Consider the following 25,468-nt stretch of genomic DNA (forward strand, 5'->3'; position numbering starts at 1 on the left):
CCATCATGACCCAGAACCCGAATACCGCGGCACTGTCCGCCGCCGGGGTTTCGGTATGGCTCGACGATCTCTCCCGTGACCGCATCCAGTCCGGCAATCTCGCCGACTTGATCGCCACGTGGAACGTCGTCGGCGTCACCACCAACCCGACCATCTTCCAGGGCGCGCTCAGCAAGGGCCACTCCTACGACGCGCAGGTCCGCGAGCTCGCCGCCCAGGGCGCCGACGCCGATCAGGCCGTGCGCACCATCACCACCGACGATGTGCGCGCCGCCTGCGACGTGCTCGCCGACGTCTTCGAGCAGTCCAACGGCGTCGACGGCCGCGTCTCCATCGAGGTCGACCCGCGGCTGGCCTTCGACACCGACGGCACCGTGGCCCAGGCCATCGAGCTGTGGAAGATCGTGGACCGGCCCAACCTGTTCATCAAGATTCCGGCCACCGAGGAGGGTCTGCCCGCCATCACCCGGGTGATCGCCGAGGGCATCAGCGTGAACGTGACCCTGATCTTCTCGGTCGCGCGGTACAAGTCCGTCATGGGCGCGTACCTGGACGGCGCGCGCAACGCCAAGATCAACGGCCACGATCCGGCGCGCATCGAGTCCGTCGCCTCGTTCTTCGTCTCCCGCGTGGACACCGAGATCGACAAGCGGCTCGAGGCCATCGGCTCCGAGGAGGCCCTCGCGCTGCGCGGCAAGGCCGGAATCGCCAACGCGCGCTTGGCCTATGCCGCGTACCAGGATGTGTTCGAGGGTGGCAGGCACGGCTCCACCTACAACCACTTGGCCTCCTCCGGCGCGACCAAGCAGCGTCCGCTGTGGGCGTCGACCGGTGTGAAGAACCCGGAGTACTCCGACACCATGTACGTCACCGAACTGGTGGCCCCGAACACGGTGAACACGCTGCCGGAGAAGACCCTCGAGGCCGTGGCCGATCACGCCGAGATCCGGGGCGACACCGTCTCGGGCACCGCCGACGAGGCCGCGAAGGTCTTCGAGCAGCTGACCGCGGTCGGCATCGACCTCGACGACGTCTTCCGGGTCCTGGAGACCGAGGGTGTGGACAAGTTCGTGGGGTCGTGGGGCGAATTGCTCACGGCCACAACCGAACAGCTCGCGGCGGCCGGAGGCAACTGACGGTGGCGACCGGCGCGGCGACGACGGTCACGACGGGGAATCCGCTGCGCGATGGGCGCGACAGCCGGGTTCCCCGTATCGCTGGACCGTGCAGCATGGTGATCTTCGGGGTGACCGGTGACCTGTCGCGGCGCAAGTTGCTTCCGGCCATCTACGACCTCGCGAACCGGGGGCTGCTGCCGCCCGGTTTCGCCCTGGTCGGGTTCGCCCGACGGGATATGAGCGACGACGAGTTCGCCGATCTCGTCCACGAATCGGTGACGAGCTCCGCGCGCACACCCTTCCGCGAGGAGGTGTGGCAGCAGCTGCGCGAGGGATTGCGGTTCGTCCAAGGCACTTTCGAGGACGACGCGGCCTTCCATCGGCTGGCCACCACCTTGAAGGGTCTGGACCGCGATCGCGGGACGGGCGGCAATCACGCCTTCTATCTCGCGATTCCGCCCACCGAGTTCCCGGTGGTGCTGGACCAGCTCTCCAAGAACGGTTTGGCGCGCTCCGAGGACAGCCCCGACGGCACCTCGTGGCGGCGGGTGGTCATCGAGAAGCCGTTCGGACACGATCTGCGCAGCGCCCAGGAGCTCAATGCCCTGGTGAACCGGGTGTTCCCGGAGCAGACGGTGTTCCGCATCGACCACTATCTCGGCAAGGAGACGGTGCAGAACATTCTGGCGCTGCGTTTCGCGAACCAGTTGTTCGATCCGATCTGGAACGCGAATTACGTCGACCACGTGCAGATCACCATGGCCGAGGACATCGGCCTCGGCGGTCGCGCGGGGTACTACGACGGCATCGGCGCGGCCCGGGACGTGATCCAGAACCATCTGCTCCAGCTGCTGGCGCTGACGGCCATGGAAGAGCCCGTGAGCTTCCAGCCCAAGCAGCTGCAGATCGAGAAGATCAAGGTGCTCTCGGCGACGAAAATCGTGGAGCCCCTTGATGAAACGACCGCACGCGGGCAGTACACCGCGGGATGGCAGGGCAGTGAGCCCGTCGTCGGTCTGCTCGAGGAGGAGGGTTTCGACCCCAACTCCAAGACCGAGACCTACGCCGCAATCACCCTCGCCGTGGAGACGCGGCGCTGGGCCGGGGTGCCGTTCTATCTGCGCACCGGAAAGCGGTTGGGCCGCAGGGTGACCGAGATCGCGGTGGTGTTCAAACGCGCCCCGCATCTGCCCTTCGACCAGACCATGACCGAGGAGCTCGGCCAGAACGCCCTGGTCATTCGGGTACAGCCGGACGAGGGCATCACCATGCGATTCGGCTCCAAGGTGCCCGGGTCCAGCATGGAAGTGCGCGACGTCAATATGGATTTCAGCTACGGCGAGGCCTTCACCGAGGACTCCCCCGAGGCATACGAGCGGCTCATCCTCGATGTGCTGCTCGGTGTGCCGTCGCTGTTCCCGGTCAACGAGGAGGTCGAATTGTCCTGGCGCATCCTCGATCCCGCACTCGACCACTGGGCCGCCAACGGCCGCCCGGAGCCGTACGAGGCGGGCACCTGGGGTCCGCAGTCCGCCGACGAGATGCTCGCACGCAGCGGGCGGGAATGGCGGCGACCGTGATCATCGATATGCCGGATACGGATACCCGCGAGGTGTCCAAGCGCCTGGTGCAGCTGCGCGAGGCCAATGGCGTGGTGACCGTGGGCCGCGTGCTGACGCTCGTGGTGTGCACCCTGGACAGCTCCGAGGCCGAGGACGCCATCGACGCGGCCAATGACGCCAGCCGCGAACATCCTTGTCGGGTAATAGTTCTCGCCCGCGGCGACCGCAACAGCGCGACGCGGCTCGACGCCCAGATCCGAGTGGGCGGTGACGCGGGCGCGGCCGAGGTGATAGTGCTTCGGTTGCAGGGCGAGCTGGTGAGCCACGAGAGCAGTGTGGTGATCCCCTTCCTGCTGCCCGACACCCCCGTGGTGGCGTGGTGGCCGCGCGGGGCCCCGGAGTTCCCGTCCAAGGATTCGGTGGGGCGCTTGGCGACTCGGCGCATCACCGATGCCACCTTCGCGCCCGATCCGCAGGCGACCATCAAGAAGCGGCGCAATTCGTACGCTCCCGGTGATACGGATCTGGCTTGGAGCCGGGTGACCTATTGGCGTGCGCTGCTCGCAGCGGCGCTGGATGAGCAGCCGTTCGAAGCCGTTGAGTCCGTGACGGTTTCGGGTCTGCGCGACGAACCGGCCCTGGATATGCTCGCCGGATGGCTGGCCGCCCGGCTGTCGTGCCCGGTGGTGCGCCTAGCTGGTGACCTCAAGGTGGAGATCCACCGCCCCACGGTCTCCATCGCCATCTCCCGCCCCCAGGAGGGCCGGACGGCGACGCTGACCCGCACGGGCGAGCCCGCGCAGCGTTTCGCCCTGGCCCGCCGCGAAACTCGCGACTGCCTCGCCGAAGAGCTGCGCCACCTCGACGCCGACGATATCTACGCCGAGGCGCTCACCGGAATCGAAAGGGTCAGCTATGAGTAAGCCCGCCGTCGAAACCTTCACCGACACAGACCAATTGGTGCAGGCGGCCGCGGCGCGCTTCGTCGCCGACGTGGTGGAGGCGCAGCGGCTGCGCGGTTCGGCATCGGTGGTACTGACCGGCGGCGGCACCGGCATCGGGCTGCTCGAATGGGTGCGCCGCGCGCCCGGCGACATCGACTGGGGCCAGCTCGACATCTTCTGGGGCGACGAAAGGTTCCTGCCCGCGGGCGATCCCGAGCGCAATGAGCTCCAGGCCCGCCAGGCGCTCCTGGACCACGTCCCCGTCGATCCGTCGCGGGTGCACACCGTGGAGACCTCGGACGGCGAGTACGTGGACCCCGTCGAGGCGGCGGGTATGTACTCCGCCGCCGTGCACGCCCACCTCGCCGAACACGGAGCCTTCGATCTGCACCTGCTCGGCATGGGCGGTGAGGGGCACATCAATTCGCTGTTCCCGCACACCGACGCGGTCCGCGAGAATCACGAACTCGTTGTGGCGGTGACGGATTCGCCGAAACCCCCGGCGGTGCGGGTGACCCTGACCCTTCCGGCGATTCAGCGTTCCCGCAATGTGGTGCTGGTGGTCTCCGGCGAGGCGAAGGCCGCGGCGGTGGCCGCCGCCCTCAATGGCGCGTCCCCCCTGGACATTCCGGCCGCGGGCGCGATCGGGGCGGAATCCACCACCTGGCTGCTGGACGAATCCGCCGCGGCGGATCTGCCGCGCTGATCGTGTGATGTAGGCCACCGTCGGCCGCTGTCACAGGACGGTCGTGGGCGGCATCTTGTTGACAGTCGAGAGTCAACAGACAGGAACCGCCCATGACCGAGCCCGTGGACCGCGCCACCGAAACCTTCGTCGCGCACCGGAATCTGCTGTTCACCGTCGCCTACGAAATGCTCGGCTCGGCCGCCGACGCCGAGGACGTGCTCCAGGAGACGTGGCTGAAATGGGTGGGCGTGGACCTCGACGAGGTGCGCGAGCACCGGGCGTACCTGGTGCGCATCGCCACCCGGCAGGCCCTGGCCCGGCTGCGCACGCTGGGCCGCCGCAAGGAGTCCTATGTCGGGCCCTGGCTGCCCGAACCGCTGCTCATCACCCCCGATGTGGCCGAGGACGTCGAACTGGCCGACAGCGTCTCCATGGCGATGCTGCTGGTGCTGGAGACGCTGACGCCCACCGAACGGGCGGTGTTCGTGCTGCGCGAGGTCTTCGATCTGGAGTACGGCGAGATCGCCGAGGCCGTCGACAAGTCGCCCGCCGCGGTCCGTCAGATCGCCCACCGTGCCCGGTCGCACGTCGCCGCGCGCAGGCCGAGAGGAGAGGTCACCCCGGCCGAGACCCGCGACGCGCTCGCGGCGTTCCAGCGCGCGCTCGACACCGGCGACCTCCAAGGACTGCTCGATATCCTCGCCCCCGATGTCGTCCTGCTCACCGATGGCGGCGGTATCCGACAGGCCGCGCTGGCGCCTCTCGTCGGCCCCGAACTCGTGGCCGGGGTGCTCGGGCGCATCCCGCCTGGATCGCTGTATCCCGCGCAGCTCAACGGCCATCCGGCGCTCATCGTTCGGATCGACGGCCAGCTCGACAGCGTGGTGGCGGCGCGCATCGACGACGGCCTCATCACCGGGCTCTACGCGGTGCGCAATCCGGAGAAGCTCTCGCGCATCGAGCAGGAGACCACCGTGAGCCGTTGAGCTCACGCGGTGTCGAGAAAGCGGCGCACCGAACGCGAGGGCGCGGGGTCGGTGCGCCAGATCAGGTACAGGTGCGACGGTGGGGCGTCGGGAATATCGCGGTAGACCACGCCGGGATGCGGTGCCCGCGTGCGCGCCAATTCGGGCACCGCGCCGATGCCCCGATCGGCGGCCACGAGTTCGATCCACTCGTCGAAATTGGTGCATTCGATGACCTGACGGCCGGGAAGCCGAGTGGGCCAGGATGTTTCGTCGGTGGTGCCGGATATGGTGTTGACCACCAGCGGGTAGGTGGCGAGATCGTCCCAGCGCAGATTCCCGGCGTGCGCCAGCGGCGACTCCGCCGACACCGCCAGTACCCGCCGTTCGGTGGCGATCTCCCGGGCGGCGAGGGTACGCGGGAGCCGGATCTGCTTGCGGTACAGGGCGATATCGATGGTGCGGGCGGTGAGCGCGGCGATCGGATCGTCCACGCGGTGGATCTCCACATGCCCGCCGACCGCTTCGAACCGGGTGCGGACGTCGGCGAACCAGGTGTCGGGCAGCAGCCAGGAGAACCCGACGGCGACGGCGGCCCGCAATTGCAGCTCGGCGCAGACGGTATCGAGATCGGCGAGGATGCGGCGGGCGTGCACGCGGAATTCGACGCCGTCATCGGTGAGGTCGAAGCGGCGCGAGGTGCGTTCGACGAGGCGGGTGTCGAGTATGCGCTCCAACTGCTGGATGGTGCGGGTGAGCGAGGGCTGGGTGACGTGCAGGCGCTGGGCGGCCCGGGTGTAGTTGCCCTCGTCGCAGAGTGCGAGATAGGCGCGCAGATGGCGCAGCTCCAGATCCATGCGTTCAGCGTATACATGCCGCACAAGAAGCATTTCACAGGCTGCGATCCCGGCCCTAGCGTCGGAGGACGTGACCATTGCCCCGCCTCGACAGCTCGGTCTCGCTCCCGCCTTCGCCGCCGCCTCGGGATTGGCGGCCAGTACGGGTGTCGGCCGGTTCGTCTACACCCCGCTGCTGCCGGTGATGACCGATGCCCACCGCCTCGACGCGCACTCCGGAGCGTTCATCGCCGCCGTGAACTACGCGGGCTATCTGCTCGGCGCGATCGTGCTGGCGCGACGCCCGGAGTGGAACGGGCGCACTGTTTTTCAGGCTTCCGCCGTTGTACTGGTGCTCAGCGAGGCGCTGATGGCGGTCCCCGCTCCCCCGGCCGTCCCCGCCGCATTGCGCTTGCTCGCCGGGGTGGCCAGCGCGGTGCTCTTCATCGGCTGCGCGTCGATGGCCGCGCGGCACGAGAACCGTACGCGTGCCGCGGGTATCGCGTTCTCCGGCGTGGGCGCGGGTATCGCGCTCGCGGGCCTGCTGGTGCTGGCGGCCCGCCCGATCGCGTCGTGGCAGGCGCTGTGGCTCCTCTCGGCCGCGCTGACCGCCGTCCTGCTGCTGCCGACCTGGCGGCTCGATATCCGCCCCGGAAGCCGTTCGGCCACAACCGAATCCCGCCCCACCCCGGGCTGGAGGTCGCTGCGCGTGTCTTATTTCCTCGACGGTGTCGGCTATATCGTCATCGGCACTTTCCTGGTGGCGGCCGTCGCCACGCCCGGCCATGAGGCCGAGGGCACCGCCCTCTGGATCGTGGTCGGCGTGGCCGCCGTACCGGCCACGGTGCTCTGGGGTGCGCTGGCCCGCCGCTGGAGCGCGGCTACCGCGCTCGTCATCGCCCTACTCCTGCAAACGATTTCCGCCGCCCTCCCGGCGTTGTCCACGAGCATCGTCCCGGTTGTCATCGCCGCTGTCCTCTTCGGAGCGACATTCATGGGCATCGTCATGCTCGCCATGGAAATCGGCGCCGATCTCATCGGCGGCCGCGCCGCCGCGACGCTCACCGCGGGCTACGGCTCGGGCCAAATGCTCGGTCCGCTGGTCGTCGCTCCGGTGCTCGGCACCGGGTATACGGCCGCATTCGGGATCGCGACGGTGCTCCTGCTCGGTGCCGCCGCGGCGGCATTGGCGGTGCGGCGGGCATATGTTTCGATCGAGCCATGACCGATAGCACCGACGTTCCCCAGATCGTGACCGCCAGCCGCGAGATCGCCGCCGACGCGGCCGAGATCTTCGAACTGATCGCCGACCCCGCCCAGCAGCCGCGCTGGGACGGCAACGACAATCTCTCGGAAGCCCCTGCGGGACAGCGGGTCCGGTCGGTCGGCGAGGTCTTCACCATGACCCTCACCAAGGGCCTGGTCCGGGAGAACCACATTGTCGAATTCGACGAGGGCCGCCGCATCGCCTGGCTGCCCGCCGAACCCGGGCAGCGCCCGCCGGGTCACCTGTGGCGTTGGGAACTCGAACCGGTGGGCGAAGGCCGCACCCGGGTGACCCACACCTACGATTGGACGAAACTGACCGACGAGAACCGCCTCGTCCGCGCCCGCGCGACGACCTCCGACAAACTGCTGGCCTCGGTCGATCGTCTCGCCGCGCTCGCCGAGCAGCGCTGAGGTCGACTGGGCTAGAAACCGTCGACGGCGACGACCTGGAACGGCGTCGCCGGGGTGCCGGGCCTCATGGGCCCGCCCTTGTCGAATTGCGATGAGACCACCAGGGTGCGATTGTCGGCGCGCACCAGAGTGGTTGGCAGACCCAAGGATTCGTCGGTGAGGTGCTGCGCCAGGGTCGCGGTGGAGTAATCCTCGGAGAGTGTCCAGCGGGTCAGCGTGTGGGTGACGTTCTGTACCGCCCGCAGGGTGGTACCGGTCAGCTCGAGGCCGTCACCGTGCGCCAGGTCGCCACCCGCTAGGGTGACCTTCCGTATGGCGTCGGGCGAATTCGGCGCGGTGGCAATGCGATACAGGTCGCCGCCGGTCATATCGACGGTGAGCAGATAGCGGCCGGTGGGGTCGGCGACGATGCCATTGAGCGTGAACGCGTCCGCGGCATGCGGTTCGAGGCTGGCCTTCAGGTCGAATGCGGTTGCCAGTTCTGCCTTTTCGCCGCGGGCGGCGGCAACCTGGTCCGGTGTGACGCGGTAGACGACCGAGCGGATCGTATCGGTGAGATAGGCCGTGCCGTCCGGGGTGATCGCCACATCGTTGACGAATCGCGGTGCGGTACCGGGTACTTCGAAGCGCGCGAGGCGCGCGCGGGTGGCGGTGTCGTACACGGTGACCCCGCTCGTCGAATCCGTGACCCAGAGCCGACCGAGGGCATCGACTTTCAGACCGTTGGCGGTAGCACGGCCGTCGGTGCCCGCGGGGAGGAAGACCTCCGCGGTAGTCGCGTCCTTGGCGGCGCGGTAGACCGCCCCATTCGTGTAGGAGCCGACGTAGGTATCGCCGGTGCGCGCATCGAGGGCAATGCCCTCGGGGTACGCGCGCTCGTCGGGCAGTACGTAGGCGGTGGATATGCGGGTTTCAGGCGTATTCGCGGCCGGTTCGTCAGCCGTCCCGCACGCCGTCACGGCGAGAACGGATACGGCCGAGGTCACGGCGGTGATCGAGGTGCGGACAAACGCGGAAGGCATGGACGTCTCTTCCTGATCGAGCCAATGCGTGAAGACTCATCTTTGAGTGAGCACGAATGTAGATTAGAGTTCTAATACTCGTCAAGACGCTAATCATAGGATGACCGGTTACCATGCCCTCATGACCTCCATGCCTGCCGCCGAGCGCATCGGTTCGTACGTCAAGCGCGCCGAGCAGGCCCTCAATGCCGCCAAGAACGCCGCGCTGAAACCGGCCGGGGTGACGGTGTCGCAGTACGCGGCGCTGCTCTTCCTCACCGAGAATCCCGGCATTTCGGCGGCGGCCCTGGCCCGGCTGTGCGGCGTGACGCCGCCGACCATGAATACGATCCTGACCAATCTGCAGGACCGCGGGCTCATCGAGCGCACGCCCCATGCCTGGCACAAGAACATTCTCGAAACCCGGCTCACCGAACAGGGCGAGACGGTGATGAAGGATGCCGACGCCCGCGCCATTCACGTCGAGCGCACCCTGGCCCAGGAGTTCACGGCCGACGAGCGAGAGACTTTGCAGGACTTGCTGACTCGCGTCGCCGACCGTCTCGATACGATCCGCTAGTCGATACCGAGCCGTAGAGCGAGTTCCGGCGCTACCGGATAGACCCGCTCCGAGGGCAGCAGCTGCTTCGCACGGTCGATATGACCGTCGCGCAGGTGCGCGTGCATTTTGCGCACCAGTGGGGTGTAGTCGTCGATGGCGACGATCCACTCGTCCACATAGCGGTCGATAATGCTGCGGCTCAAGCCGATCTGAATACTGCGCGCATCCAGAGTCGCACCTCGCAGCGTGCGTTCGGGATCCCATTGGACGCGCACCCGCGCGTGCTTCGACCGCTCCCGCCATTCGGCGGAATCCGCGTAGATCCGGCGATCGGCGCTGGTGTGTTCGGCCAGCGACAGCGCTTCTTCCCAGCCGGAACGGGAAATCCGCACGGCCAGCACCATTTCCTGCCCCGGCTTCCGCGCCCAGCCACAGCGCGCCATCATCCACAGGAACGACGGCTTGATCCAGGTCATACGGTTGCGGGAGAACGGTTCCACGAAGCGCCCGTGCGCGAGGGCGGCGTTGCCGATCTCCGGGTTGTACGCCTGATAGACCACGATGGTGTCGCGGTCGTAGTCGGCCCGGATTTCATATGTTCGCACGCGACCACCATCGCGCACGAGTTCTAGTCAGGCAAGCTAATATTCGCCGGATCACTCCGACAGCGCGGCGCGACCGGCCCGTATCACCAGCACCGCCGCCATCGCGATGAATACGGCGGGCAGCGCGAAACCCCACTCCGGCAGCGCTTTACCCAGCGCTACGGCGGCCCCCGCTCCAGTCACGAGTCCGGCGATGCGAGCCACCGCCCAGGAATCGACGCTGCCGTTCGCGGCGAGATCGCTGAAGAATCGTGTGACGGTGGAGGTCAAATACGTTGTCGGCGAGGCATTGTCGGCCACCATGACGGTGGCGGACTGAATACCCATCGCCAACGACGCCACCAGGAGGGGCAGCAGCACGCCACCGGCTCCCAGCCCGACGAGCACCGCGAGCACACCCGCCAATACCGTCGCCGCGGCGAGACATTCCGGGATTCGCCGAACCCGCGCGCCACGACACCAACGCGCCGCCCCGACCACACCGACGAGATAGCCCGCGATGACCGTGACCGGCGCGGACACCTCGATCCCAGCGGTCACGACGGCCACGCCCAGCAGCACCAGATTTCCGGTGAGAACGCTGGCGAACACCTTGCCCAAGGCGGTGAACACCAGCGCGTCCATACCTCCCGCCCCGGCGGCCAACAGGACCAACGGGACGGGTCCACCCGGGAACCGCACGGTAGACGCAGGCGTGATCGGCATGCCTCTCACGGTATCGACGCCACCGGCCGCGACCGCGGAACCCGGGCGGTGACACACGCGATATCGCCGACCGCCGCTCGGGCGACTAGGAGACCGTCGCGGCCTTGTCGAGCTTCAGACTGTCCAGGCTGGTGAGCAGGAAGTCGTTGACGGCTTGGGGGTTCTCCAGCTGCACCAGGTGGCCCGCGCGTGGGACCTGCACCACCGCACGCAGATCCGGGACGGCGGCGCGCATGGTGGCGAGGGGGTCGCGGCCGCTGAAGCCCTCCATATCGGGATCGTGTTCGCCGTAGAGGAAGAAGGCGGGCACCTCGACCTTGGCGTCGGCGTAGGCGGCGGTGAGTTCCCAGTTGCGGTCCAGATTGCGGTACCAGTTGAGGCCGCCGGTGAAGCCGGTGCGCTCGAAATCCTCGGCGAGGGTGTCGAATTCGGCTTGTGAGAGCCACGGCCAGGGCAGCTCGGGCGCCTGCGGGAGGACGTCGAGGTAGCCGAGGCCGGGCGGGTTCTTCCAAGTGTCGAGGTAGTGGTACGCGCCGCTGAGCGAGTAGTAGACCCGGGCCAGGAATTCGCGGGGGCGTGCGGCGAGTTCGGCGTCGGCGACACCGGGTTCCTGGAAGTAGGACAGGTGCAGGAAGTGGCGCTCGGCGGCCTTGGTCCAGAAGGCCGACGGGGGACGCGGCGGACGCGGGGCGAACGGATTGTTCAGCACCATGACCGCGGCCACGCGTTCGGGGGCGCGCAGCGACAGCTCCCACACGAGCTGCGCGCCGAAATCGAGGCCGACGAACACCGCCTGCTCCGCGCCGATGTCGTCGAGCAGGGCGAGCAGGTCACCTGCCACGGCCTCGTTGGTGTAGGCCGCCACATCTCCCGGAGCGTCGGTGCGGCCGTATCCGCGCAGGTCGGGGGCGAGGGCGCGGTACCCGGCCCCGGCGAGGGCCTCGACTTGGTGATGCCACACGAAGCCGGTATGCGGGAACCCGTGGCAGAACACCACCGGATAGCCCTGCCCCTGTTCGGTGACATGCATCCGAATGCCGCTGGTCTCCACCATTCGGTGCGTCAACTCCACTACCGCCTCCAAGTTCTAGAACACGTTCTTATTTCAAGGTAGTGTCCAGCGGTCGTGAGCGAAATACCCAAGATTCTCGACGGCCGGGTCGCGGTGGTCACCGGCGCGAGTCGCGGTATCGGCAAGGGCATCGCCCTGGAGCTGGGCGCGGCGGGTGCGACGGTGTACGTGACCGGCCGCAGCACCACGACGGGACACCTGCCGGGGACCGTGCACGCCACCGCCGCCGAGATCACCGACCTGGGCGGCACCGGGGTGGCCGTGGTGTGCGATCACCACGACGACGCGGCGGTGCAGGCGCTGTTCGCGCGGGTCCGCGAGGAACACGGGCGCCTGGATGTGTTGGTGAACAATGTCTACAACTCGCCCTCGGCGGCGCGCTGGCTCGGTCGAAAGTTCTGGGAGGTGCCGCCCAAAGCGTGGGACGAGACCTTCGATATCGGGGTCCGATCTCATTACGTGGCAAGCGTTTTCGCCGCGCCGCTGCTCATCGAGGCGGGCGGGCTGATCGTGAACGTGTCGTCGCCGGGCGCGGTGCGGTACATGCACAATGCCGTCTACGGCGTCGGCAAGACCGCCCTGGACCGGCTCACCGCCGATCTGGCGCACGACCTCGCCGAGACCGAGGTGACGGCGGTGTCGATCTGGCCCGGGATAGTGGATACCGAACTGCTGCAACTGGTTCCAGCCGACGATCAGGGCCGCCGCCTGGTGACGCTGCCCGGTGAGGGCACTTTCGACCTGGCCGCCGCCGAGACCCCGCGCTTTCCGGGCCGCGCCGTGGTGGCGCTGGCCGCCGATGCCAAGCGCCGCGCCCGCACCGGAAAGGCTTGGCGGGTGGCGGATCTGGCGGAGGAGTACGGCTTCACCGACCTCGACGGCCGGATCCCCCGCGCCGACTGACGCTGCGAAACCCTCTGGCAGACAACGAAAGAAGGAGTGCAACCATGCGACGCGTTTTCATCGTGGGTGTCGCCATGACGCCGTTCGTGAAGATCGGCTCCCGCGAGTGGACCTATCCCGAGATGGTCGGCGAGGCGGTGCGCGGTGCGCTGGGGGATGCGGGCGTCGGCTACGACCGGGTCCAGCGCGCCGCCGTCGGCTACGTGTTCCAGCCCTCCGCGGCCGGGCAGCGCGCGCTCTACGACGTGGGGCTGACCGGTATTCCGATGGTGAATGTGAACAACAACTGCGCCACCGGGTCCACCGCGCTCATGCTGGCGCGCGAGTGGGTCGGCAGCGGGATCGCCGACGTCGCGCTGGCCGTCGGGTTCGAGCAGATGACCAAGGAGGCCATGGCCGGACCGGCCACCAAACCCAAGGCCACCACCGTCGACCATCACCTCGGGGTCATGCGCGGGCAGTTCGACTTCTCGAACGCGCCCATCACCACGCAGTTCTTCGGCAATGCCGCCATCGAGCACATGAAGCTCTACGGCACCACGCCCGAGCAGTTGGCGGCGGTGGCGGTGAAGAACCATCAGCACTCGACGCGAAATCCGTTGGCGCAGTTCCAGGATGCCTACACGCTGGAGCAGGTGCTGACCGACAAGCCGGTGCACGGGCCGCTCACGCGGTCGCAGTGCTCGCCCATGTCCGACGGTGCCGCCGCGGCGGTCGTGGTGAGCGAGGAGTTCGTCAAGGCGCACGGGCTCGAAGCACAGGCGGTGGAGATCCTCGCTCAGGAGATCGCGACCGACGATTCCTCCGCGTTCTCGACCGGATCCATGATCGATGTGGTCGGATCGGGTATGACTCGGCGCGCGGCGGCGAAGGTCTTCGAGACCGCGGGCATCGGCATCGCCGATGTCGATGTGATCGAGCTGCACGACTGCTTCTCCATCAACGAGCTCATCACCTACGAGGCCCTCGGACTGTGCGGCGGGGGCGAATCCGGTGCGCTCGTGGAGTCCGGTGCCACCACCTACGGCGGCGACTGGGTGGTGAACCCCTCCGGCGGGCTCATCTCCAAGGGGCACCCGCTCGGCGCGACCGGGCTGGCGCAGGCCACCGAATTGTCCTGGCATCTGCGCGGACTCGCCGGTGAGCGGCAGGTGCCCGACGCGAAGATCGCCCTCGCCCACAATCTCGGGCTCGGCGGCGCGACCGCCGTGACCCTCTATGCCGGACCGAACGCACGCTGACCGGAACGAACGGGAGTTGACACACCAATGACCACCATCGATCCCGATACCCGACTGCGGATGCCCGTGCACAACGGGCACAGCCTGCTGGCTGGACTGCGGCGGCACAAGAAGAATCCCGTGGTGACGCTCGGCGACACGGTGCTGACCGGCGCGGATGTACTCGATGCCATCAGCCGGTACGTGCAGGCGTTCTCCGCCAACGGCGTCGAAACCGGTACGCCCGTGGGCGTTCTCGCGCTGAACCGGCCCGAGGTGCTGTTCACCATCGCGGCGGGACAGGTGCGCGGGCATCGGCGCACCGCGCTGCACCCCATCGGCGGACTCGACGATCACGCGTATGTGCTTGCCGACGCGGGCATTTCGACACTCATCCTCGATCCGGTCCCGGCGTTCGTACAGCGCGCGCGGGACCTCGTCGACCGGGTGGAGGGGCTGAACCGAGTGCTCGTGCTCGGGCCGGTGCCGGACGAATTGGCCGATGTGGGTGTGGATTTCCTCGCGGAGGTGGAGAAGTTCCAGGCCCAGCCCATCGAGGCGACCGAGTTGCGGCCCGACGATGTGATCTCGGTGAGCTATACCGGCGGCACCACCGGCAAGCCGAAGGGCGTGGTGGGCACGGCGCTGGCCATGTCGACCATGACGCAGATCCAGCTCTCGGAGTGGGAGTGGCCGAAGCGGCCGAAATTCCTTATCTGCACGCCGCTTTCGCATGCGGGCGCGGCGTTCTTCGTGCCCGTGGTGCTGCTCGGCGGTGAATGCATCGTGCTGCCGCGCTTCGATGCCGGGGAGGTGCTGAAGGCCATCGAGGAGCACAAGATCACCGCCACCATGCTGGTGCCGTCCATGATCTACGCGCTACTCGATCATCCGGACGCGGCCACGCGTGATCTGTCGTCGCTGGAGACGGTGTACTACGGCGCCTCCGCCATCGATCCGACGCGGTTGACGCAGGCCATCGAGAAGTTCGGGCCGGTGTTCGCGCAGTACTTCGGGCAGTCCGAGGCGCCGATGGCCATCAGCTATCTCGCCAAGGACGAGCACGACAAGGAGCGGCTCAGCTCCTGCGGGCGGCCGTCGACGGCGCTGCGGGTGGCGTTGATCGATGCCGACAACAAGGTTGTCGCGCCCGGTGAGGTCGGCGAAATCTGTGTGTCCGGGCCGCTTTTGGCGGCGGGGTATCTGAATCTGCCGGAGGTCACCGCCGAGACCTTCAAGGACGGCTGGCTGCACACCGGTGACCTCGCCCGGGAGGACGAGGACGGTTTCCTGCACATTGTCGGCCGCAGCAAGGACATGGTGGTCACCGGCGGGTTCAATGTGTTCCCGCGCGAGGTGGAAGACGTTGTCGCCGAACACCCCAGCGTGCTGGACGTGGCGGTCGTCGGCGTGCCCGATCCGCAGTGGGGCGAGGCCGTCACCGCCGTCGTGGTCCTGGATGCCGCCACGGCCGCCGACAGCGCCGCGATCGAGAAGGTGACCGCCGAGATTCAGCAGACGGTCAAGCAGCGCAAGGGTTCGGTGCAGGTGCCCAAGCATTTCGTGGTCATCGAGAAGCTGCCGCTGACCGGGCTCGGCAAGCCCGACAAGAAGGCGGTGCGGGTGATCGCCCAGGAGCAGCTGGGTATCGCCTGATCGACCCGCACCGGGACTACGCCTGATCGGTGGTAGGACCCGGAACCCGCAGTGCGCGTACGAATTCCATTCCGCTGCGCGCACTGCTCAGGGCCGTTTCCACCACCGCCCGGGTCACGAAATGCCCCACCGCCGTGGCCACGAAGACGGCCGCGATGAGAATCGGAGCCCACTCCCAGGTCAAGGCCAGCACCATGCGCTCCAGGGTGCCGCGCGGCTCGACCACCGGTTCCCAGGAGTTCAGCCGCACCCAGCGGCCCAGGAAAACGCCTATCGCGCAGAGGAAATGGACCGCGAGGGTGACCGGTGTCCGCCAGGATCCCAATCCGGACCGTTCCAGGAATCGGCCCATCTCGCGCAGTACCAGGTAGTAGGCCAGGAAGCCCGAGGCGATGAATGCCGCGTATACCGGCAGTACGGCGGTGACCACCGGACCCTCACCCGCCCAGCGGATATCGTCGCGCAAATGCACGAGATCGGTCACGACGTAGGGTGCGTTCGGCAGAAACAGCAGCAGTAGGACGGCCCCAGCCCACCACACCGGCGATTTCGGCAGCCGCCCCTCCCCCGGGCGCTTCATCCGGAACACCAGCAGCGCGAAGACCACCGGCACCCAAGCCAATATGGTGTTCCACACCATCCAGAACAAATTTCGATGCAGGACCCCCGCCAGGTTCGGCCCCACCGCATCCATCACGTGCATGATCGCCATCATGCCCGGGTCGCGGCGAATTCCACCTCTCCTTTTCGAGGCCTCACAGTTTCCACACAACTTCTCCACGCTTCAGTTCAATTCTGAAACGTGTTCTAATTCAAGAAATCTTGAAATGGGAAGGCAGGGCACGGTGGTCGCATTCTTCACCGAGGTCGACGGGCGTTTCGTCGCTACCGCGATGGCGGTCAGCGCATGGTCGGCGACGCAATTGGCCGGGACCGCGGTCTGCGGGCTGCTCGCCCGCGAGCTCGAGACCCACCGCCCCGACGCGGGCTTCACCCCCGCCCGGTTCACCGTGGACCTGTTCCGGCCGGTGCTCAACGAGCCGATCGCGCTGCGAAGCGAGGTGGTGCGCGACGGTCGGCGCATTCGCGTGGTCGACGCGTCGATCGTGCAGGACGGCGAGGTGCGGGCCCGCGCGACGGTAATGTACCTCGCGAACGCTCAGCAGCCGCCGGGCGAGGTCTGGCAGCCTGGCCACCACCTGCCGGTACCCGAGCGACGCCTGGACAACCCCGAGGGCCACCCGCCCCTGTTCAAATCCGGTGCGATGGACTGGACGGGCGATTTCGCCTCCGGCCGCAACAGTGAACGAAAAGCCATCTGGCACAACGTGCCACCCCTGGTCGAGGGAGAGCCCATCACCCCCTTCCAGCGCGCCGCCTTCGTCGGCGACGCGACCAACCTGGTCTGCAACTGGGGCACCGAAGGCGTCGGCTACATCAACAGCGATATGACCCTCACCCTCGCCCGCCTCCCCGAAGGCCCCGAGGTCGGCCTCCAAGCCCACGATCACATAGCCGCCAACGGCCTGGTGGTAGCGACGGCCCTCATGTACGACCGCAGCGGCCCCTTGGGTACCTGCGTCGCCACCGCGATCTCGAACGCCCGCCGCCAGGTGGACCTGGCCGCCTTTGCCGACGCCCAGGGATACGTCGAGCCCAGCCTCGGTTAGGCCTGAACGGTCGAACTTCACCCCCACCCGGCGAAATCCGCCCCTCCACCCCGATCTGCGACCGCCTACAACAAATCACCCAGGCATCCAAGACACCCGGGTGACTCCCAACCCACGCCTACGTCAGGCGAACTTGATCTCCAACCCAATCCCCAGGATGGCGATCAACCAAATGGTGCCCGTGAACACCGTGATCCGGTCAAGGTTCTTCTCGACAACCGTCGACCCCGAAAGGCTGGACTGCACCCCACCACCAAACAAGCTGGACAAACCACCGCCCTTGGCCCGATGCAGCAGCACCAGCAGCACCAGCAACACGCTGGTGATGATGAGAAGGATGTCAAGGAACATGCGCATGCCCCACAGTGTATGCAACCCCCACCAACCCACCCGCATCCTCCCTGGCCTGGCACCGAGCCGACCGCGGATACTCCGCTCAGGGGCGGCCCTCTTCGAGCAAGCAAGCGCCTGGACCTGGCAGCTGATGCCGACGCCGTGGACTCGAGCCACTCCGCGAGAGTCGCGAAATCGACATTGCGGCGATCGATAGCCCGGCGTCTGGCAAGATCACTACACAGCTTCGAGTTCTCTGGGGGATGTCGTGAAATTGGCAAGTGGCGCAGTGGGTTTCGTGGGGGCGGCGGTTTTGGCTTTCTCGGGTTTCGCGGTCGCCCAGGCGTACCCGAACCAGTATGAGGGGTTGCAGGTCGGGGGGTGTGCTTCGCGGGATGAGGTGAACGGGACTGCGGGACCGGCCGATTGTGGGGCGGTGGAGGCGAAGTACCGGCTGATCGAGCAGTATTCGTTGACGCCGGAGAACCAGGAGCAGCGGTGTGGGCCGAAGGCTACGCTGAGCTACCACCATCGGGCCGATGATGGGTATCGGCTGGCTCTGTACTGCTTCACGTACAACATGACGGCCGACAGTTGTTGGGATCTGGCCGACGTCAACGAACCTACTCGCGTCGACTGCGCCGCCCACCAGCCCGGAAGTGAGCGGATCACCGAGGTGTTCGACGTCGCCGACGAAAACCTCTGCACGACAGAGGCAATCGTCTACCCGCGTATCGAACTCACCATCTGCGTCGTTCCGAACTAGCCGTCATCGGGTGGCGTCGGGCACCCACTGCAAGCCGCTGGCACCGGTGCTGACGCAGATGACCGGAAGGCCGGTGTTGACATCCCAATCCGGCTTCATCATCTCGCTGCGGGTGCAGGGCGTGTGAGCCACCGGAGTCGACGCCGCCGCAGGACCCGCAAAGCCGATGAGGGCCGCCGCGACAGCGCCGCCGACTAGCGCGGCGGTCGTAAACTTCTTCATGGTGTGCCTCCCATTGTCCGAAGCGGAACCATTTCCCGCCTCGCTGTATTGCTCTATGGAAGGCGGACACACTTTCAAGATCCTCAACAAACACTTGCGGCAGCATCCACCCTGGTGGGGGAGGTTCAGCCGCCAACGACGTGGTCGGGCTCGATGTGCAGGATGACCCGTTCCACTCCCCGCCGCTCCTCGTATGGATAACGGTCCTGCCCCAGGTACTTGCGAGCCAGCTGGTCGAGGAAGATCTTCTGCGGATCAGCCTCGATCTCGACCACACGGCCGCGCACTTCGAGATAGCGGTACGGGTCGTCGGGATCGAGGATCGACACCGACACCCGCGGATCCCGCCGAATATTGCGGTACTTCTGCCGATCGGTGCCAGTGGAGATGAGTAGCCGCCCGCCCGCGGCGTCGAACCACACCGGATGCGACTGCGGCTCACCGTCGGGCCCGAGCGACGACAAATGCGCGAAGCACTTCTTACCGAGCAGATCGGCACGACTGTCAGGAATCTCGTTGCGCCGCACTCCATTACCAGTGAGCCTGTTGATGCTGTCGATATCCCTCGCGGCGTCCCGGCCAATCTCCGCCATCACAGACTCCTCGCTGTAGTGCCCGCGCCCGAACCCGGAGTCTCACACAAGCCACCGACAGCTAACCCGGGCCCACGAGCGGGGGCCACCAGCTCTGTCAATCGATCGAATCCGACGCACCCGCGCATATTCTCGGTGCCCGCACAATGGCCAATTCCGAGCTACCCGCGAGGGTGGCACACATTGTCACCGCAACGGCCTCAATTGGTCTCCTACGATGCGGACAGTCGACCAGACCGAGCTGATGGACACCTGCCAGCACACCGTGCCGCGGCCGATCCACAACACGACATTCTTCCCAACCCACGGGGATCCCGTGACCTATCCGCCGCAGCCACCACACGGGCCGCAACCGCCCTATTCGTATCCGCAGTACCCCATGCGACCGCCGACACCGCCGAAGTCCACCGTGCCGATCTGGGTATGGATCTTGATCGGCGCGTTCGTCCTCTCCTGCGGCGGGTGCGCCGGACTGGTCGGACTGGCCAGCAACGAGACCTCGAAGACGAAACCCAACCGAACCAGCACGGTCGCCGCGAACCCCTCGGCGAATAACCGGCCCGCCACGCCCGCGCCGACCATGCCTGTCACACCTCCCAAGGACGAGGTCGCAGCGGTGGGTTCAGCGGTGCGGGACGGCAAATTCGAGTTCGTCGTGACACGAATCGAGCAAGGCGCAACGTCTGTCGGAGACGGATTCTGGCAGGCCGACGCCAAGGGGGTGTTCGTTCTGGTCTATGTCGATGTCACCAATACCGGAGACAGACCGCAAACCTACTTCGGCGACAACCAGAGACTGATCGATGATCAGGAGCGTGAATTCGCCAGCAACTTCGACGCCAACGCCGCTTTGAACAACTACGGATTTCATGACGAACTCAACCCGGGCCACAAGATCTCCGTGGTCCTGGCCTTCGACTTACCCGTGGGAACAGTCCCCGCCTCCATCGAGTTTCACGATTCGATGTTCTCTCGCGGAGTGAAGGTCGCGGTGCAGTAGGAGCACTCAACTTCGCACCCGCCGGTCGCCACGGCGTTCGGTTCCGCCTGCGATGACAGCGCTCTCGACGCGTGCCCCCGCCAGGGATCGAACCTGGGACCCGCCGCTTAAGAGGCGGCTGCTGCTACCAACTGAGCTACAGAGGCTTGACCCCGGTGGGGTCGTGGTGGCGGTGGTCGGATTCGAACCGACGACCTACGGGGTATGAACCCGTCGCGCTACCGAACTGCGCCACACCGCTGCACGGGCGGGAGGGGTCGAACCTCCGACACACGGTTTTGGAGACCGCTGCTCTACCACTGAGCTACGCCCATTCGGATCCGCTTGCTGCCAAGCGGTCGCGGAGACAGAGAACTCGAATCCCAAGCCCGAAGGCTCAATACCGCTAGCAACGGCTTCCGGCCCCTGGCCGGTTTGTCTTCCTGGTTTCCCACCGGCCCGAACAACCTGTGGGACACCAACGTTCGCAGATGCCCAGGACGGGTGCAATTGATTTATCGGGGGTCAGAACAGGATCAGGGCGGCGGACAGTCCGGCGAGGGCGGTGAGTTGCAGGGTGACTCGGTATTTGAGGATGCTGTCCCACTTGTCTTGTAGCGCACGGGCGTTGGGCGGGATTATGCCGGTCTGGGCGGCGGCGGTTTGTTGGGTGTTGATCGGCTTGGCGATGCGGACGTAGAGGCCCAGCCAGGTGAGTAGGGCGGCCACTGTGATTCCGGCTGCCAGGGCGGCGCCGGGGCTTCCGGCCGCTACCGCGATCACGAGGGTGAGGACGGCCGTGACCACGCCGCCCGCGCCGACGATCGGCATGCGTTTGTCGCCGTAGTAATGGCCCCACCCGGCGCTCACGGTGACGGTCGCGTCGTCGAGTTTGCGGTAGACCGAGCGCATGATGACGGCCGCGCAGACGTCGGTGCCGTAGACGACGGCATTGGCCAGGACGGCTATGACGGCGACGAGTTGGCCTGTGGTGCTGAGCATTTCGATTCCCTCTCACGAAATCTAGCAGCGCTAGAAGCTGGAGCAACGGTAACACCCCCTTGCTAACTTGTCTAGCGTCGCTAGATTTAGGACCGGCGCTACCGGTCAGTCGAGGATCACGACGCGGGTGCCCGAGGTGAGGAGGGTGCTGGCGGTGAGGCCGAACATGGCGTGGAAGGTGTCGCTGAAGTGGGAGGGGCTGGCGAAACCGGCGGTCGCGGCCGCCGTGGTGAGGTCCGCGCCGTCGGCTACGGCGCGGCCGACGGTGAGCATGCGCGCCCAGAGGCGGTAGCGGCGCAGGCTCGTTCCCGCGTGCGCGCTGAACAGGCGCAGGAAGCGCGAGGTCGACAGGTGTACCGCGGCGGACAGCTCGGCGGCGGAGTTCGGGTGCGCGGGGTGTGCGCGGATCATTGCCGCCGCGGTCGCGATTCGAGGGTCGATGGGGAGTGGTCGGTATCCGCAGGCGAGGTCGAGCGCCGCAGTGGGATCGAATTCCGGCCGGGCGGCGAGCGTCAGCAAGGACTGTTCATCGCGGTGACCGACGCCAATTCCCTGCACCTGAGCCGTCATTCGATCCCCACAGGCTGCGGCACGCGCCGAACCGGGGTCGATATAGCAGAACAGCATCCGCTCCCCCTCGGCCACGAGTCGATGCGTCATCCGCGGCGGTATCAACGCGCTTCGAGCGGTGCACCCCGAGTCCCCGACGTGCACGGTGAACGGCGCGTCCACCCCGACCGCCAGACAATGCACCGACCCGCGATGCGCGTCGAGCCGAAGCGACGGCCCGAGATAGACGCAGTGACCTGGCCACAGCCACAGCGTGGGATTCATTGTCCCTGGGTGCGATACGCGCGCAAGAATGCGTGGACTCCGGCGACCACGGTCTTCTCGATGACGTCCTCGGGCAATGGCCGTGCGCCGTAGAAGGTTTGATTGTTGATGTCGGTGATGGTCAACAACGTCAAATGCGCTGCGGCGGTATCGGCGTCGTCGATGCGCAGGAGACCGCGGTCGGCGATCCGGCGGAGGTACGGGGCGAGGCGCAGGTGGGCGGTCTGCGGGCCAGCGTCGATCCAGGCCGACAGAATGGCCGGTGGAATCCGATTGGCTTCGGCTTCGATGACGCGAACCAGCGCGAAGTGATCGGGGAATTCGGTGACGGCCGCGATGCGGTCGAGCGAGAAATCGATCAGATCCTGTTCGAGGTCGACGATCTTGCGCAGATGACGGTCCATGATCTGCGCGATCGTCGCGGTGACCTCGTTCGCGCCCTCGAGCGCGACATCGAGGAAAAGCTGTTCCTTGTCGGCGAAATGGTTGTAGATGGTGCGTTTGGATACCGCCGCCTCGGCCGCGATCGCCTCCACGCTGGCCCGCGTATATCCGACCTGGCCGAATACCTTGCGGGCCGCACCGGTGATGGCTCGCCGCTTGTCGGGCCTACCGCGGAATTCCGACCGCTCGCTCATCCACTTCCCTTCTGTGTTCCCCGAGCAGCTTATAAGTGCACCACGGCGCCTTCCGGGCCAGCGCGCTTCGTCATGGTGGTCTCGCTTTCGCGAGTGCCACCAATGTAAACCAAGTAGTGCATTTATTGCACTACTTGGTTTACTTTGGATTCATGGTCACCGACACGACGCGGACCGCGCATGTTCCGCTCCTCCTACTTGTCCTGCTGGCGACGCCGACCGCGCTCAGCGCCAATAGCGCCACGACGGCGATCGCCTCCCTCGCAACCGATTTGGGCGTAACCGTGTCCACCGCGACGTGGGTGGCCACGGCGTTCGGATGGGGTGTGCTCGTGGGCACTCCGCTGACGACGGCCCTTCTCCAAATCCACGGCCCGCGTAGAACTCTCGGCGTGAACACGGCGCTCGTCCTGTTCGGAGCGGCCGTCACCGCCGCCGCGCCCACGCTTGCGGTGCTGCTCGCCGGGCGCGCGGTCGGCGCGATCGGCAGCGGAGGTCTGGTCACGCTCGCGATCAGCCTGGCGGGTACGACCCGCCGCACCGGCGTGATCACCGCCAGCGTCGGGCTCGTCGGCGCTTTCGGCCCGCTGGCCGGTTCCGCGCTGTCGGCGGTGTCGTGGCGGCTGCCATTGCTGTTGGCCGCCCTAGCGACACTGGCGGCACCCGCACTGCTGCGACGACTGCGGACGGTCCCGATCGGCAGTGCGCAAACCCGGGATCATCGCGGTGCGGCGCTGGTGATCGGCATCCTCACCGCGGTCGTGGTCATGCCCCGCGTACCCGGTGTCGCGATCGCCGCGCTCGCGATTCTGGCGGCGGCCCTGGCGGCTCATATCGCCAGTACCCCTGAGGGATTCGTGCCACGGGCGGTACTGAGATCACGCCCGTGGCTGGTCGGCACCGCGGCCGCCTGCGCCCTGTCGACGGTGTATTTCGCTGTGCTGTACACGATTCCGCAGCTACTGCGTGCCGAGTGGTCCCCGAATCAGATCGGTCTGGCCACTCTCATCGGTCTCGCCGCAGGAGCCACCGCGGCACTGCTGTTCACCCGCTGGGCCCACCGACTGCCCGCCAGGGCCGTGGATCTCGGACTGCCCGCCTTCGCCATCGCCGCGGCGACCCTCCCACTCGCCGCTCCTCCCCCGACCATCCTCACCTGCTCGACGGCGCTGGCGGTCTTCGCATCCAGCGCCGGAATGGCCTGGTACACAACCCATGCCACCACAGCACTCCCCCTCCACCACCGCCACAGCGCCCTCGGCCTCTACCTCCTGGCCTACCAACTCGGTCAAGCGGTAGGCCCCGCCCTCGCCAGCTTCCTACTGGCCTAGCGCGCCGGGGTGCGCCGCTGTCCACTCGCGGATGGCGGCGACGAACTCTTCGGGTGCATCGGATTCCACGTAGGTTCCAGCGCCCTCGACGATCACCGTCTCGTGGTCGGGGAAGGTCGCTTCCAGGCGCTCGCGCTCCTGCGGGCGGAAGGCGATGTCGGCGTCGCCCCAGACGATCAGTGTCGGCAGGTGGGCGAGGGTGGGGAGGCCCGCTTCGAGGTCGGCGAAGAAGGCTCGGCTGGCGAGGACCCGGGCGGGGAAGATGGCGGAGGCCTGGCGGCGCTGGGGGGTGTTCAGGGCTTCGCGGTAGTGGGTCATCTCGGCCGGGGTGGGCTTGCGGCGGCGGTGGCCGGTGGGGATGAACGTGTTGACGACCAGGTTGAACCGCCGGGCCAGGAAGCGGCCCGCGAGACCGCCGACGAGGCGGGAGAAGGCTTCGAAATGCAGGACGCCGTTGACCGGCCACGCCCAGGTGTTGGCCAGCACCAGCCGGTCGAACAGGCCGGGCCGCCGCTGCGCGACCGCCAAGCCGATGAGACCGCCCCAATCCTGGCCGACCAGCGTGACGCCCACGAATCCGATCTTGTCGACGAAAGCGGTGACGACCTCGGCGTGATCCTCGGGCCGGAAGCGATAACCCGGCTTCGGCGTGGACAACCCGAACCCTGGGTAGTCGAGGGCGACACACCGGAAGTCGTCGCGCAGTGCGCGGATCACGTCGCGAAACAGAAACGACCAGGTCGGGTTGCCGTGCAGGAACAGCAGTGTGGGACCCGAACCCTCGTCCACGTAATGCACTGTGTGCCCGTCGATCTCGACGAAACGGCTCTGGAAGGGGAACAGACTGTCATCGACCCAGGCGGGTCGCACGCTCTCGGTGGTGCCGGTCATGACGACCCTCTCGACTCGAAGGCGGCGGTATACTTGATTTTCTCAAGCGCACTGGAGAAGGTCAAGCATGCGTAGCTATGGTCAGTACTGTGGGCTCGCCCGATCCCTCGAGGTCGTCGGCGATCGATGGAATCTGCTCATCGTCCGCCAGCTCCTCATCGGCCCCGCCCGCTACCGCGACCTGATGGACGGCCTCCCCGGCATCGCCACCAACCTGCTCGCCGATCGACTCCGCGACCTCGAGTCCTCGGGAGTCCTCGAGCGCCGACTGGGCCCGGGCGGTGCGGTCGAATACGCGCTCACCCCATGGGGTTCCGCACTGCGCCAGCCCATCGAGAGCCTGATCCGCTGGTCGACCCCGCTGATGGCGCGCGGCCCCGAGGGCGACGTCTTCCGCCCCGAGTGGCTCGCCCTGGCCCTCCCCGCCCTGCTCGCCACCCGAGCCAAGGTCCGCCGCGTAGCCACCGTCGGCCTCGAAATCGGCGGTCCCCCTTTACAACTGCGCGCGACCCGCTCCGGCTTCGAGGTCACCCCACACGACGGTCGCGACCTCGACGCGACCCTGCGCGCCGACCCCGCCTACATCCTCGGCCTCGCCGCGGGTGCCTTCACCCTCGGCGACGCCCGCACCTTCGGACTGATCGAGGTCGAGGGCGACGAATCCATCGTCCGTACCGTCTTCGCCGCCTGAC

Annotated in this window: 29 protein-coding genes and 3 tRNA genes; 16 read left to right on the plus strand and 16 right to left on the minus strand. The window is 67.1% G+C overall.

Annotated elements, in window-relative coordinates; translation table 11 throughout:
- The first annotated feature begins 5 nt into the window (after positions 1 to 5).
- The 5 genes from tal (at position 6) to ACIBH2_RS05240 (ending at position 5,298) form a co-directional block, all read left to right on the plus strand.
- Positions 6 to 1,136 carry a transaldolase gene (gene tal, locus ACIBH2_RS05220; protein WP_397113661.1) on the plus strand — a complete coding sequence of 377 codons (1,131 nt, stop codon included), beginning with the start codon at positions 6 to 8 and terminating at the stop codon, positions 1,134 to 1,136.
- 2 nt (positions 1,137 to 1,138) lie between these two features.
- Positions 1,139 to 2,698, plus strand: coding sequence for a glucose-6-phosphate dehydrogenase (gene zwf / locus ACIBH2_RS05225; protein ID WP_397113663.1), 1,560 nt, complete (start codon positions 1,139 to 1,141; stop codon positions 2,696 to 2,698).
- Positions 2,695 to 3,603, plus strand: coding sequence for a glucose-6-phosphate dehydrogenase assembly protein OpcA (opcA, locus tag ACIBH2_RS05230; protein ID WP_397116820.1), 909 nt, complete (start codon positions 2,695 to 2,697; stop codon positions 3,601 to 3,603). The genes zwf and opcA overlap by 4 nt, the downstream gene beginning before the upstream one ends.
- Entirely contained in the window at positions 3,596 to 4,330 is a 735-nt protein-coding gene (gene pgl, locus ACIBH2_RS05235; protein WP_397113665.1) for a 6-phosphogluconolactonase, read from the plus strand. The genes opcA and pgl overlap by 8 nt, the downstream gene beginning before the upstream one ends.
- Positions 4,331 to 4,422: 92 nt before the next feature.
- Complete coding sequence (locus tag ACIBH2_RS05240) at positions 4,423 to 5,298, plus strand: RNA polymerase sigma-70 factor (RefSeq protein ID WP_397113667.1); 876 nt, start codon at positions 4,423 to 4,425, stop codon at positions 5,296 to 5,298.
- Positions 5,299 to 5,300: 2 nt separating this feature from the next.
- On the opposite strand, the gene ACIBH2_RS05245 is transcribed toward ACIBH2_RS05240, so the two are convergent.
- Entirely contained in the window at positions 5,301 to 6,134 is an 834-nt protein-coding gene (locus ACIBH2_RS05245) for a LysR family transcriptional regulator (RefSeq protein WP_397113669.1), read from the minus strand.
- A gap of 70 nt (positions 6,135 to 6,204) precedes the next feature.
- On the opposite strand from ACIBH2_RS05245, the gene ACIBH2_RS05250 reads away from it, so the two are divergent.
- Positions 6,205 to 7,338 (plus strand): YbfB/YjiJ family MFS transporter, encoded by a 1,134-nt coding sequence (locus ACIBH2_RS05250; RefSeq protein WP_397113671.1) that lies wholly within the window; start codon positions 6,205 to 6,207, stop codon positions 7,336 to 7,338.
- Positions 7,335 to 7,793 (plus strand): SRPBCC family protein, encoded by a 459-nt coding sequence (locus tag ACIBH2_RS05255; RefSeq protein ID WP_397113673.1) that lies wholly within the window; start codon positions 7,335 to 7,337, stop codon positions 7,791 to 7,793. The genes ACIBH2_RS05250 and ACIBH2_RS05255 overlap by 4 nt, the downstream gene beginning before the upstream one ends.
- An 11-nt stretch (positions 7,794 to 7,804) precedes the next feature.
- Here ACIBH2_RS05255 and ACIBH2_RS05260 read toward each other — a convergent pair whose 3' ends face one another.
- On the minus strand, positions 7,805 to 8,815 hold the full coding sequence (locus tag ACIBH2_RS05260; protein WP_397113675.1) for an SMP-30/gluconolactonase/LRE family protein: 1,011 nt from the start codon (positions 8,813 to 8,815) through the stop codon (positions 7,805 to 7,807).
- A 121-nt stretch (positions 8,816 to 8,936) separates the two neighbouring features.
- On the opposite strand from ACIBH2_RS05260, the gene ACIBH2_RS05265 reads away from it, so the two are divergent.
- Positions 8,937 to 9,374 carry a MarR family winged helix-turn-helix transcriptional regulator gene (locus ACIBH2_RS05265; RefSeq protein WP_397113677.1) on the plus strand — a complete coding sequence of 146 codons (438 nt, stop codon included), beginning with the start codon at positions 8,937 to 8,939 and terminating at the stop codon, positions 9,372 to 9,374.
- Here ACIBH2_RS05265 and ACIBH2_RS05270 read toward each other — a convergent pair.
- The 3 genes from ACIBH2_RS05270 to ACIBH2_RS05280 all read right to left on the minus strand — a co-directional run bounded on the left by ACIBH2_RS05270 (position 9,371) and on the right by ACIBH2_RS05280 (position 11,738).
- Positions 9,371 to 9,961 (minus strand): DUF4291 domain-containing protein, encoded by a 591-nt coding sequence (locus ACIBH2_RS05270; protein WP_397113679.1) that lies wholly within the window; start codon positions 9,959 to 9,961, stop codon positions 9,371 to 9,373. The two genes, ACIBH2_RS05265 and ACIBH2_RS05270, sit on opposite strands and share 4 nt — an antisense overlap.
- A 51-nt stretch (positions 9,962 to 10,012) precedes the next feature.
- Positions 10,013 to 10,666 (minus strand): DUF1275 family protein, encoded by a 654-nt coding sequence (locus ACIBH2_RS05275; protein WP_397113681.1) that lies wholly within the window; start codon positions 10,664 to 10,666, stop codon positions 10,013 to 10,015.
- An 85-nt stretch (positions 10,667 to 10,751) separates the two neighbouring features.
- Positions 10,752 to 11,738, minus strand: a complete 987-nt coding sequence (locus ACIBH2_RS05280) for an alpha/beta fold hydrolase (protein WP_397113683.1) — start codon at positions 11,736 to 11,738, stop codon at positions 10,752 to 10,754.
- Between the two features lie 54 nt (positions 11,739 to 11,792).
- Here ACIBH2_RS05280 and ACIBH2_RS05285 point away from each other — a divergent pair, with 54 nt between their 5' ends.
- Genes ACIBH2_RS05285 through fadD8 form a run of 3 tightly spaced genes read left to right on the plus strand, consistent with a single transcriptional unit; the run spans position 11,793 to position 15,517 of the window.
- The gene (locus tag ACIBH2_RS05285; RefSeq protein WP_397113685.1) at positions 11,793 to 12,641 is read left to right on the plus strand and encodes an SDR family NAD(P)-dependent oxidoreductase; all 849 of its coding nucleotides are present in this window, start codon (positions 11,793 to 11,795) and stop codon (positions 12,639 to 12,641) included.
- Between the two features lie 44 nt (positions 12,642 to 12,685).
- Entirely contained in the window at positions 12,686 to 13,882 is a 1,197-nt protein-coding gene (locus ACIBH2_RS05290) for a thiolase C-terminal domain-containing protein (protein ID WP_397113687.1), read from the plus strand.
- Between the two features lie 27 nt (positions 13,883 to 13,909).
- Positions 13,910 to 15,517: a fatty-acid--CoA ligase FadD8 gene (fadD8, locus tag ACIBH2_RS05295; protein ID WP_397113689.1), complete on the plus strand. Its 1,608-nt coding sequence runs from the start codon at positions 13,910 to 13,912 to the stop codon at positions 15,515 to 15,517.
- A 16-nt stretch (positions 15,518 to 15,533) separates the two neighbouring features.
- Here the strand turns inward: fadD8 and ACIBH2_RS05300 are convergent, their stop codons facing one another.
- Entirely contained in the window at positions 15,534 to 16,220 is a 687-nt protein-coding gene (locus ACIBH2_RS05300) for a DUF1361 domain-containing protein (protein ID WP_397113691.1), read from the minus strand.
- A gap of 124 nt (positions 16,221 to 16,344) precedes the next feature.
- Here ACIBH2_RS05300 and ACIBH2_RS05305 point away from each other — a divergent pair, with 124 nt between their 5' ends.
- Positions 16,345 to 17,187, plus strand: coding sequence for a thioesterase family protein (locus tag ACIBH2_RS05305; protein WP_397113693.1), 843 nt, complete (start codon positions 16,345 to 16,347; stop codon positions 17,185 to 17,187).
- A 123-nt stretch (positions 17,188 to 17,310) separates the two neighbouring features.
- Here the strand turns inward: ACIBH2_RS05305 and secG are convergent, their stop codons facing one another.
- Complete coding sequence (gene secG, locus ACIBH2_RS05310) at positions 17,311 to 17,544, minus strand: preprotein translocase subunit SecG (protein ID WP_397113695.1); 234 nt, start codon at positions 17,542 to 17,544, stop codon at positions 17,311 to 17,313.
- 412 nt (positions 17,545 to 17,956) lie between these two features.
- Between secG and ACIBH2_RS05315 the strand changes: the two genes are divergently transcribed.
- Positions 17,957 to 18,286 (plus strand): hypothetical protein, encoded by a 330-nt coding sequence (locus tag ACIBH2_RS05315; protein WP_397113698.1) that lies wholly within the window; start codon positions 17,957 to 17,959, stop codon positions 18,284 to 18,286.
- A 3-nt stretch (positions 18,287 to 18,289) separates the two neighbouring features.
- Here ACIBH2_RS05315 and ACIBH2_RS05320 read toward each other — a convergent pair whose 3' ends face one another.
- Positions 18,290 to 18,508 carry a hypothetical protein gene (locus tag ACIBH2_RS05320; protein WP_397113700.1) on the minus strand — a complete coding sequence of 73 codons (219 nt, stop codon included), beginning with the start codon at positions 18,506 to 18,508 and terminating at the stop codon, positions 18,290 to 18,292.
- Positions 18,509 to 18,633: 125 nt separating this feature from the next.
- Positions 18,634 to 19,101 (minus strand): PPOX class F420-dependent oxidoreductase, encoded by a 468-nt coding sequence (locus ACIBH2_RS05325; protein ID WP_397113702.1) that lies wholly within the window; start codon positions 19,099 to 19,101, stop codon positions 18,634 to 18,636.
- Between the two features lie 217 nt (positions 19,102 to 19,318).
- Here ACIBH2_RS05325 and ACIBH2_RS05330 point away from each other — a divergent pair, with 217 nt between their 5' ends.
- Entirely contained in the window at positions 19,319 to 20,101 is a 783-nt protein-coding gene (locus tag ACIBH2_RS05330; protein WP_397113704.1) for a DUF4352 domain-containing protein, read from the plus strand.
- Between the two features lie 72 nt (positions 20,102 to 20,173).
- Here the strand turns inward: ACIBH2_RS05330 and ACIBH2_RS05335 are convergent.
- The 6 genes from ACIBH2_RS05335 to ACIBH2_RS05360 all read right to left on the minus strand — a co-directional run bounded on the left by ACIBH2_RS05335 (position 20,174) and on the right by ACIBH2_RS05360 (position 22,554).
- Positions 20,174 to 20,247 (minus strand) — tRNA-Lys (locus ACIBH2_RS05335).
- An 18-nt stretch (positions 20,248 to 20,265) separates the two neighbouring features.
- Positions 20,266 to 20,342: transfer RNA gene (locus tag ACIBH2_RS05340), tRNA-Met, on the minus strand.
- A gap of 1 nt (position 20,343) precedes the next feature.
- Positions 20,344 to 20,415, minus strand: a tRNA-Trp gene (locus ACIBH2_RS05345).
- A 190-nt stretch (positions 20,416 to 20,605) separates the two neighbouring features.
- The gene (locus ACIBH2_RS05350) at positions 20,606 to 21,082 is read right to left on the minus strand and encodes a DUF1772 domain-containing protein (RefSeq protein ID WP_397113706.1); all 477 of its coding nucleotides are present in this window, start codon (positions 21,080 to 21,082) and stop codon (positions 20,606 to 20,608) included.
- 105 nt (positions 21,083 to 21,187) lie between these two features.
- On the minus strand, positions 21,188 to 21,742 hold the full coding sequence (locus tag ACIBH2_RS05355) for a helix-turn-helix domain-containing protein (protein WP_397113708.1): 555 nt from the start codon (positions 21,740 to 21,742) through the stop codon (positions 21,188 to 21,190).
- Between the two features lie 170 nt (positions 21,743 to 21,912).
- Entirely contained in the window at positions 21,913 to 22,554 is a 642-nt protein-coding gene (locus tag ACIBH2_RS05360) for a TetR/AcrR family transcriptional regulator C-terminal domain-containing protein (protein WP_397113710.1), read from the minus strand.
- A 152-nt stretch (positions 22,555 to 22,706) separates the two neighbouring features.
- Between ACIBH2_RS05360 and ACIBH2_RS05365 the strand changes: the two genes are divergently transcribed.
- The gene (locus ACIBH2_RS05365) at positions 22,707 to 23,885 is read left to right on the plus strand and encodes an MFS transporter (protein ID WP_397113712.1); all 1,179 of its coding nucleotides are present in this window, start codon (positions 22,707 to 22,709) and stop codon (positions 23,883 to 23,885) included.
- On the opposite strand, the gene ACIBH2_RS05370 is transcribed toward ACIBH2_RS05365, so the two are convergent.
- Entirely contained in the window at positions 23,874 to 24,776 is a 903-nt protein-coding gene (locus tag ACIBH2_RS05370; RefSeq protein WP_397113714.1) for an alpha/beta fold hydrolase, read from the minus strand. The genes ACIBH2_RS05365 and ACIBH2_RS05370 overlap by 12 nt on opposite strands.
- A 67-nt stretch (positions 24,777 to 24,843) precedes the next feature.
- Here ACIBH2_RS05370 and ACIBH2_RS05375 point away from each other — a divergent pair, with 67 nt between their 5' ends.
- Entirely contained in the window at positions 24,844 to 25,467 is a 624-nt protein-coding gene (locus ACIBH2_RS05375; RefSeq protein WP_397113716.1) for a winged helix-turn-helix transcriptional regulator, read from the plus strand.
- The last annotated feature ends 1 nt before the right edge of the window (position 25,468 follow it).

This window comes from Nocardia sp. NPDC050406, from assembly GCF_044459025.1.
In the GTDB taxonomy this organism is placed as follows: Bacteria; Actinomycetota; Actinomycetes; order Mycobacteriales; family Mycobacteriaceae; genus Nocardia.

Excerpts from the sequence above, each read along its gene's own strand:
- ACIBH2_RS05320 (WP_397113700.1), bottom strand. The coding sequence starts at position 18,508 with ATGAAGAAGTTTACGACCGCCGCGCTAGTCGGCGGCGCTGTCGCGGCG.
- ACIBH2_RS05375 (WP_397113716.1), top strand. The coding sequence starts at position 24,844 with ATGCGTAGCTATGGTCAGTACTGTGGGCTCGCCCGATCCCTCGAGGTC.
- ACIBH2_RS05275 (WP_397113681.1), bottom strand. The coding sequence starts at position 10,666 with ATGCCGATCACGCCTGCGTCTACCGTGCGGTTCCCGGGTGGACCCGTC.
- secG (WP_397113695.1), bottom strand. The coding sequence starts at position 17,544 with ATGCGCATGTTCCTTGACATCCTTCTCATCATCACCAGCGTGTTGCTG.
- ACIBH2_RS05305 (WP_397113693.1), top strand. The coding sequence starts at position 16,345 with ATGGGAAGGCAGGGCACGGTGGTCGCATTCTTCACCGAGGTCGACGGG.
- ACIBH2_RS05325 (WP_397113702.1), bottom strand. The coding sequence starts at position 19,101 with ATGGCGGAGATTGGCCGGGACGCCGCGAGGGATATCGACAGCATCAAC.
- ACIBH2_RS05360 (WP_397113710.1), bottom strand. The coding sequence starts at position 22,554 with ATGAGCGAGCGGTCGGAATTCCGCGGTAGGCCCGACAAGCGGCGAGCC.
- ACIBH2_RS05245 (WP_397113669.1), bottom strand. The coding sequence starts at position 6,134 with ATGGATCTGGAGCTGCGCCATCTGCGCGCCTATCTCGCACTCTGCGAC.
- ACIBH2_RS05290 (WP_397113687.1), top strand. The coding sequence starts at position 12,686 with ATGCGACGCGTTTTCATCGTGGGTGTCGCCATGACGCCGTTCGTGAAG.
- ACIBH2_RS05265 (WP_397113677.1), top strand. The coding sequence starts at position 8,937 with ATGACCTCCATGCCTGCCGCCGAGCGCATCGGTTCGTACGTCAAGCGC.
- tal (WP_397113661.1), top strand. The coding sequence starts at position 6 with ATGACCCAGAACCCGAATACCGCGGCACTGTCCGCCGCCGGGGTTTCG.
- ACIBH2_RS05355 (WP_397113708.1), bottom strand. The coding sequence starts at position 21,742 with ATGACGCATCGACTCGTGGCCGAGGGGGAGCGGATGCTGTTCTGCTAT.
- ACIBH2_RS05330 (WP_397113704.1), top strand. The coding sequence starts at position 19,319 with ATGCGGACAGTCGACCAGACCGAGCTGATGGACACCTGCCAGCACACC.
- ACIBH2_RS05240 (WP_397113667.1), top strand. The coding sequence starts at position 4,423 with ATGACCGAGCCCGTGGACCGCGCCACCGAAACCTTCGTCGCGCACCGG.
- ACIBH2_RS05365 (WP_397113712.1), top strand. The coding sequence starts at position 22,707 with ATGGTCACCGACACGACGCGGACCGCGCATGTTCCGCTCCTCCTACTT.
- ACIBH2_RS05260 (WP_397113675.1), bottom strand. The coding sequence starts at position 8,815 with ATGCCTTCCGCGTTTGTCCGCACCTCGATCACCGCCGTGACCTCGGCC.
- fadD8 (WP_397113689.1), top strand. The coding sequence starts at position 13,910 with ATGACCACCATCGATCCCGATACCCGACTGCGGATGCCCGTGCACAAC.
- ACIBH2_RS05350 (WP_397113706.1), bottom strand. The coding sequence starts at position 21,082 with ATGCTCAGCACCACAGGCCAACTCGTCGCCGTCATAGCCGTCCTGGCC.
- pgl (WP_397113665.1), top strand. The coding sequence starts at position 3,596 with ATGAGTAAGCCCGCCGTCGAAACCTTCACCGACACAGACCAATTGGTG.
- ACIBH2_RS05370 (WP_397113714.1), bottom strand. The coding sequence starts at position 24,776 with ATGACCGGCACCACCGAGAGCGTGCGACCCGCCTGGGTCGATGACAGT.
- ACIBH2_RS05300 (WP_397113691.1), bottom strand. The coding sequence starts at position 16,220 with ATGCACGTGATGGATGCGGTGGGGCCGAACCTGGCGGGGGTCCTGCAT.
- ACIBH2_RS05255 (WP_397113673.1), top strand. The coding sequence starts at position 7,335 with ATGACCGATAGCACCGACGTTCCCCAGATCGTGACCGCCAGCCGCGAG.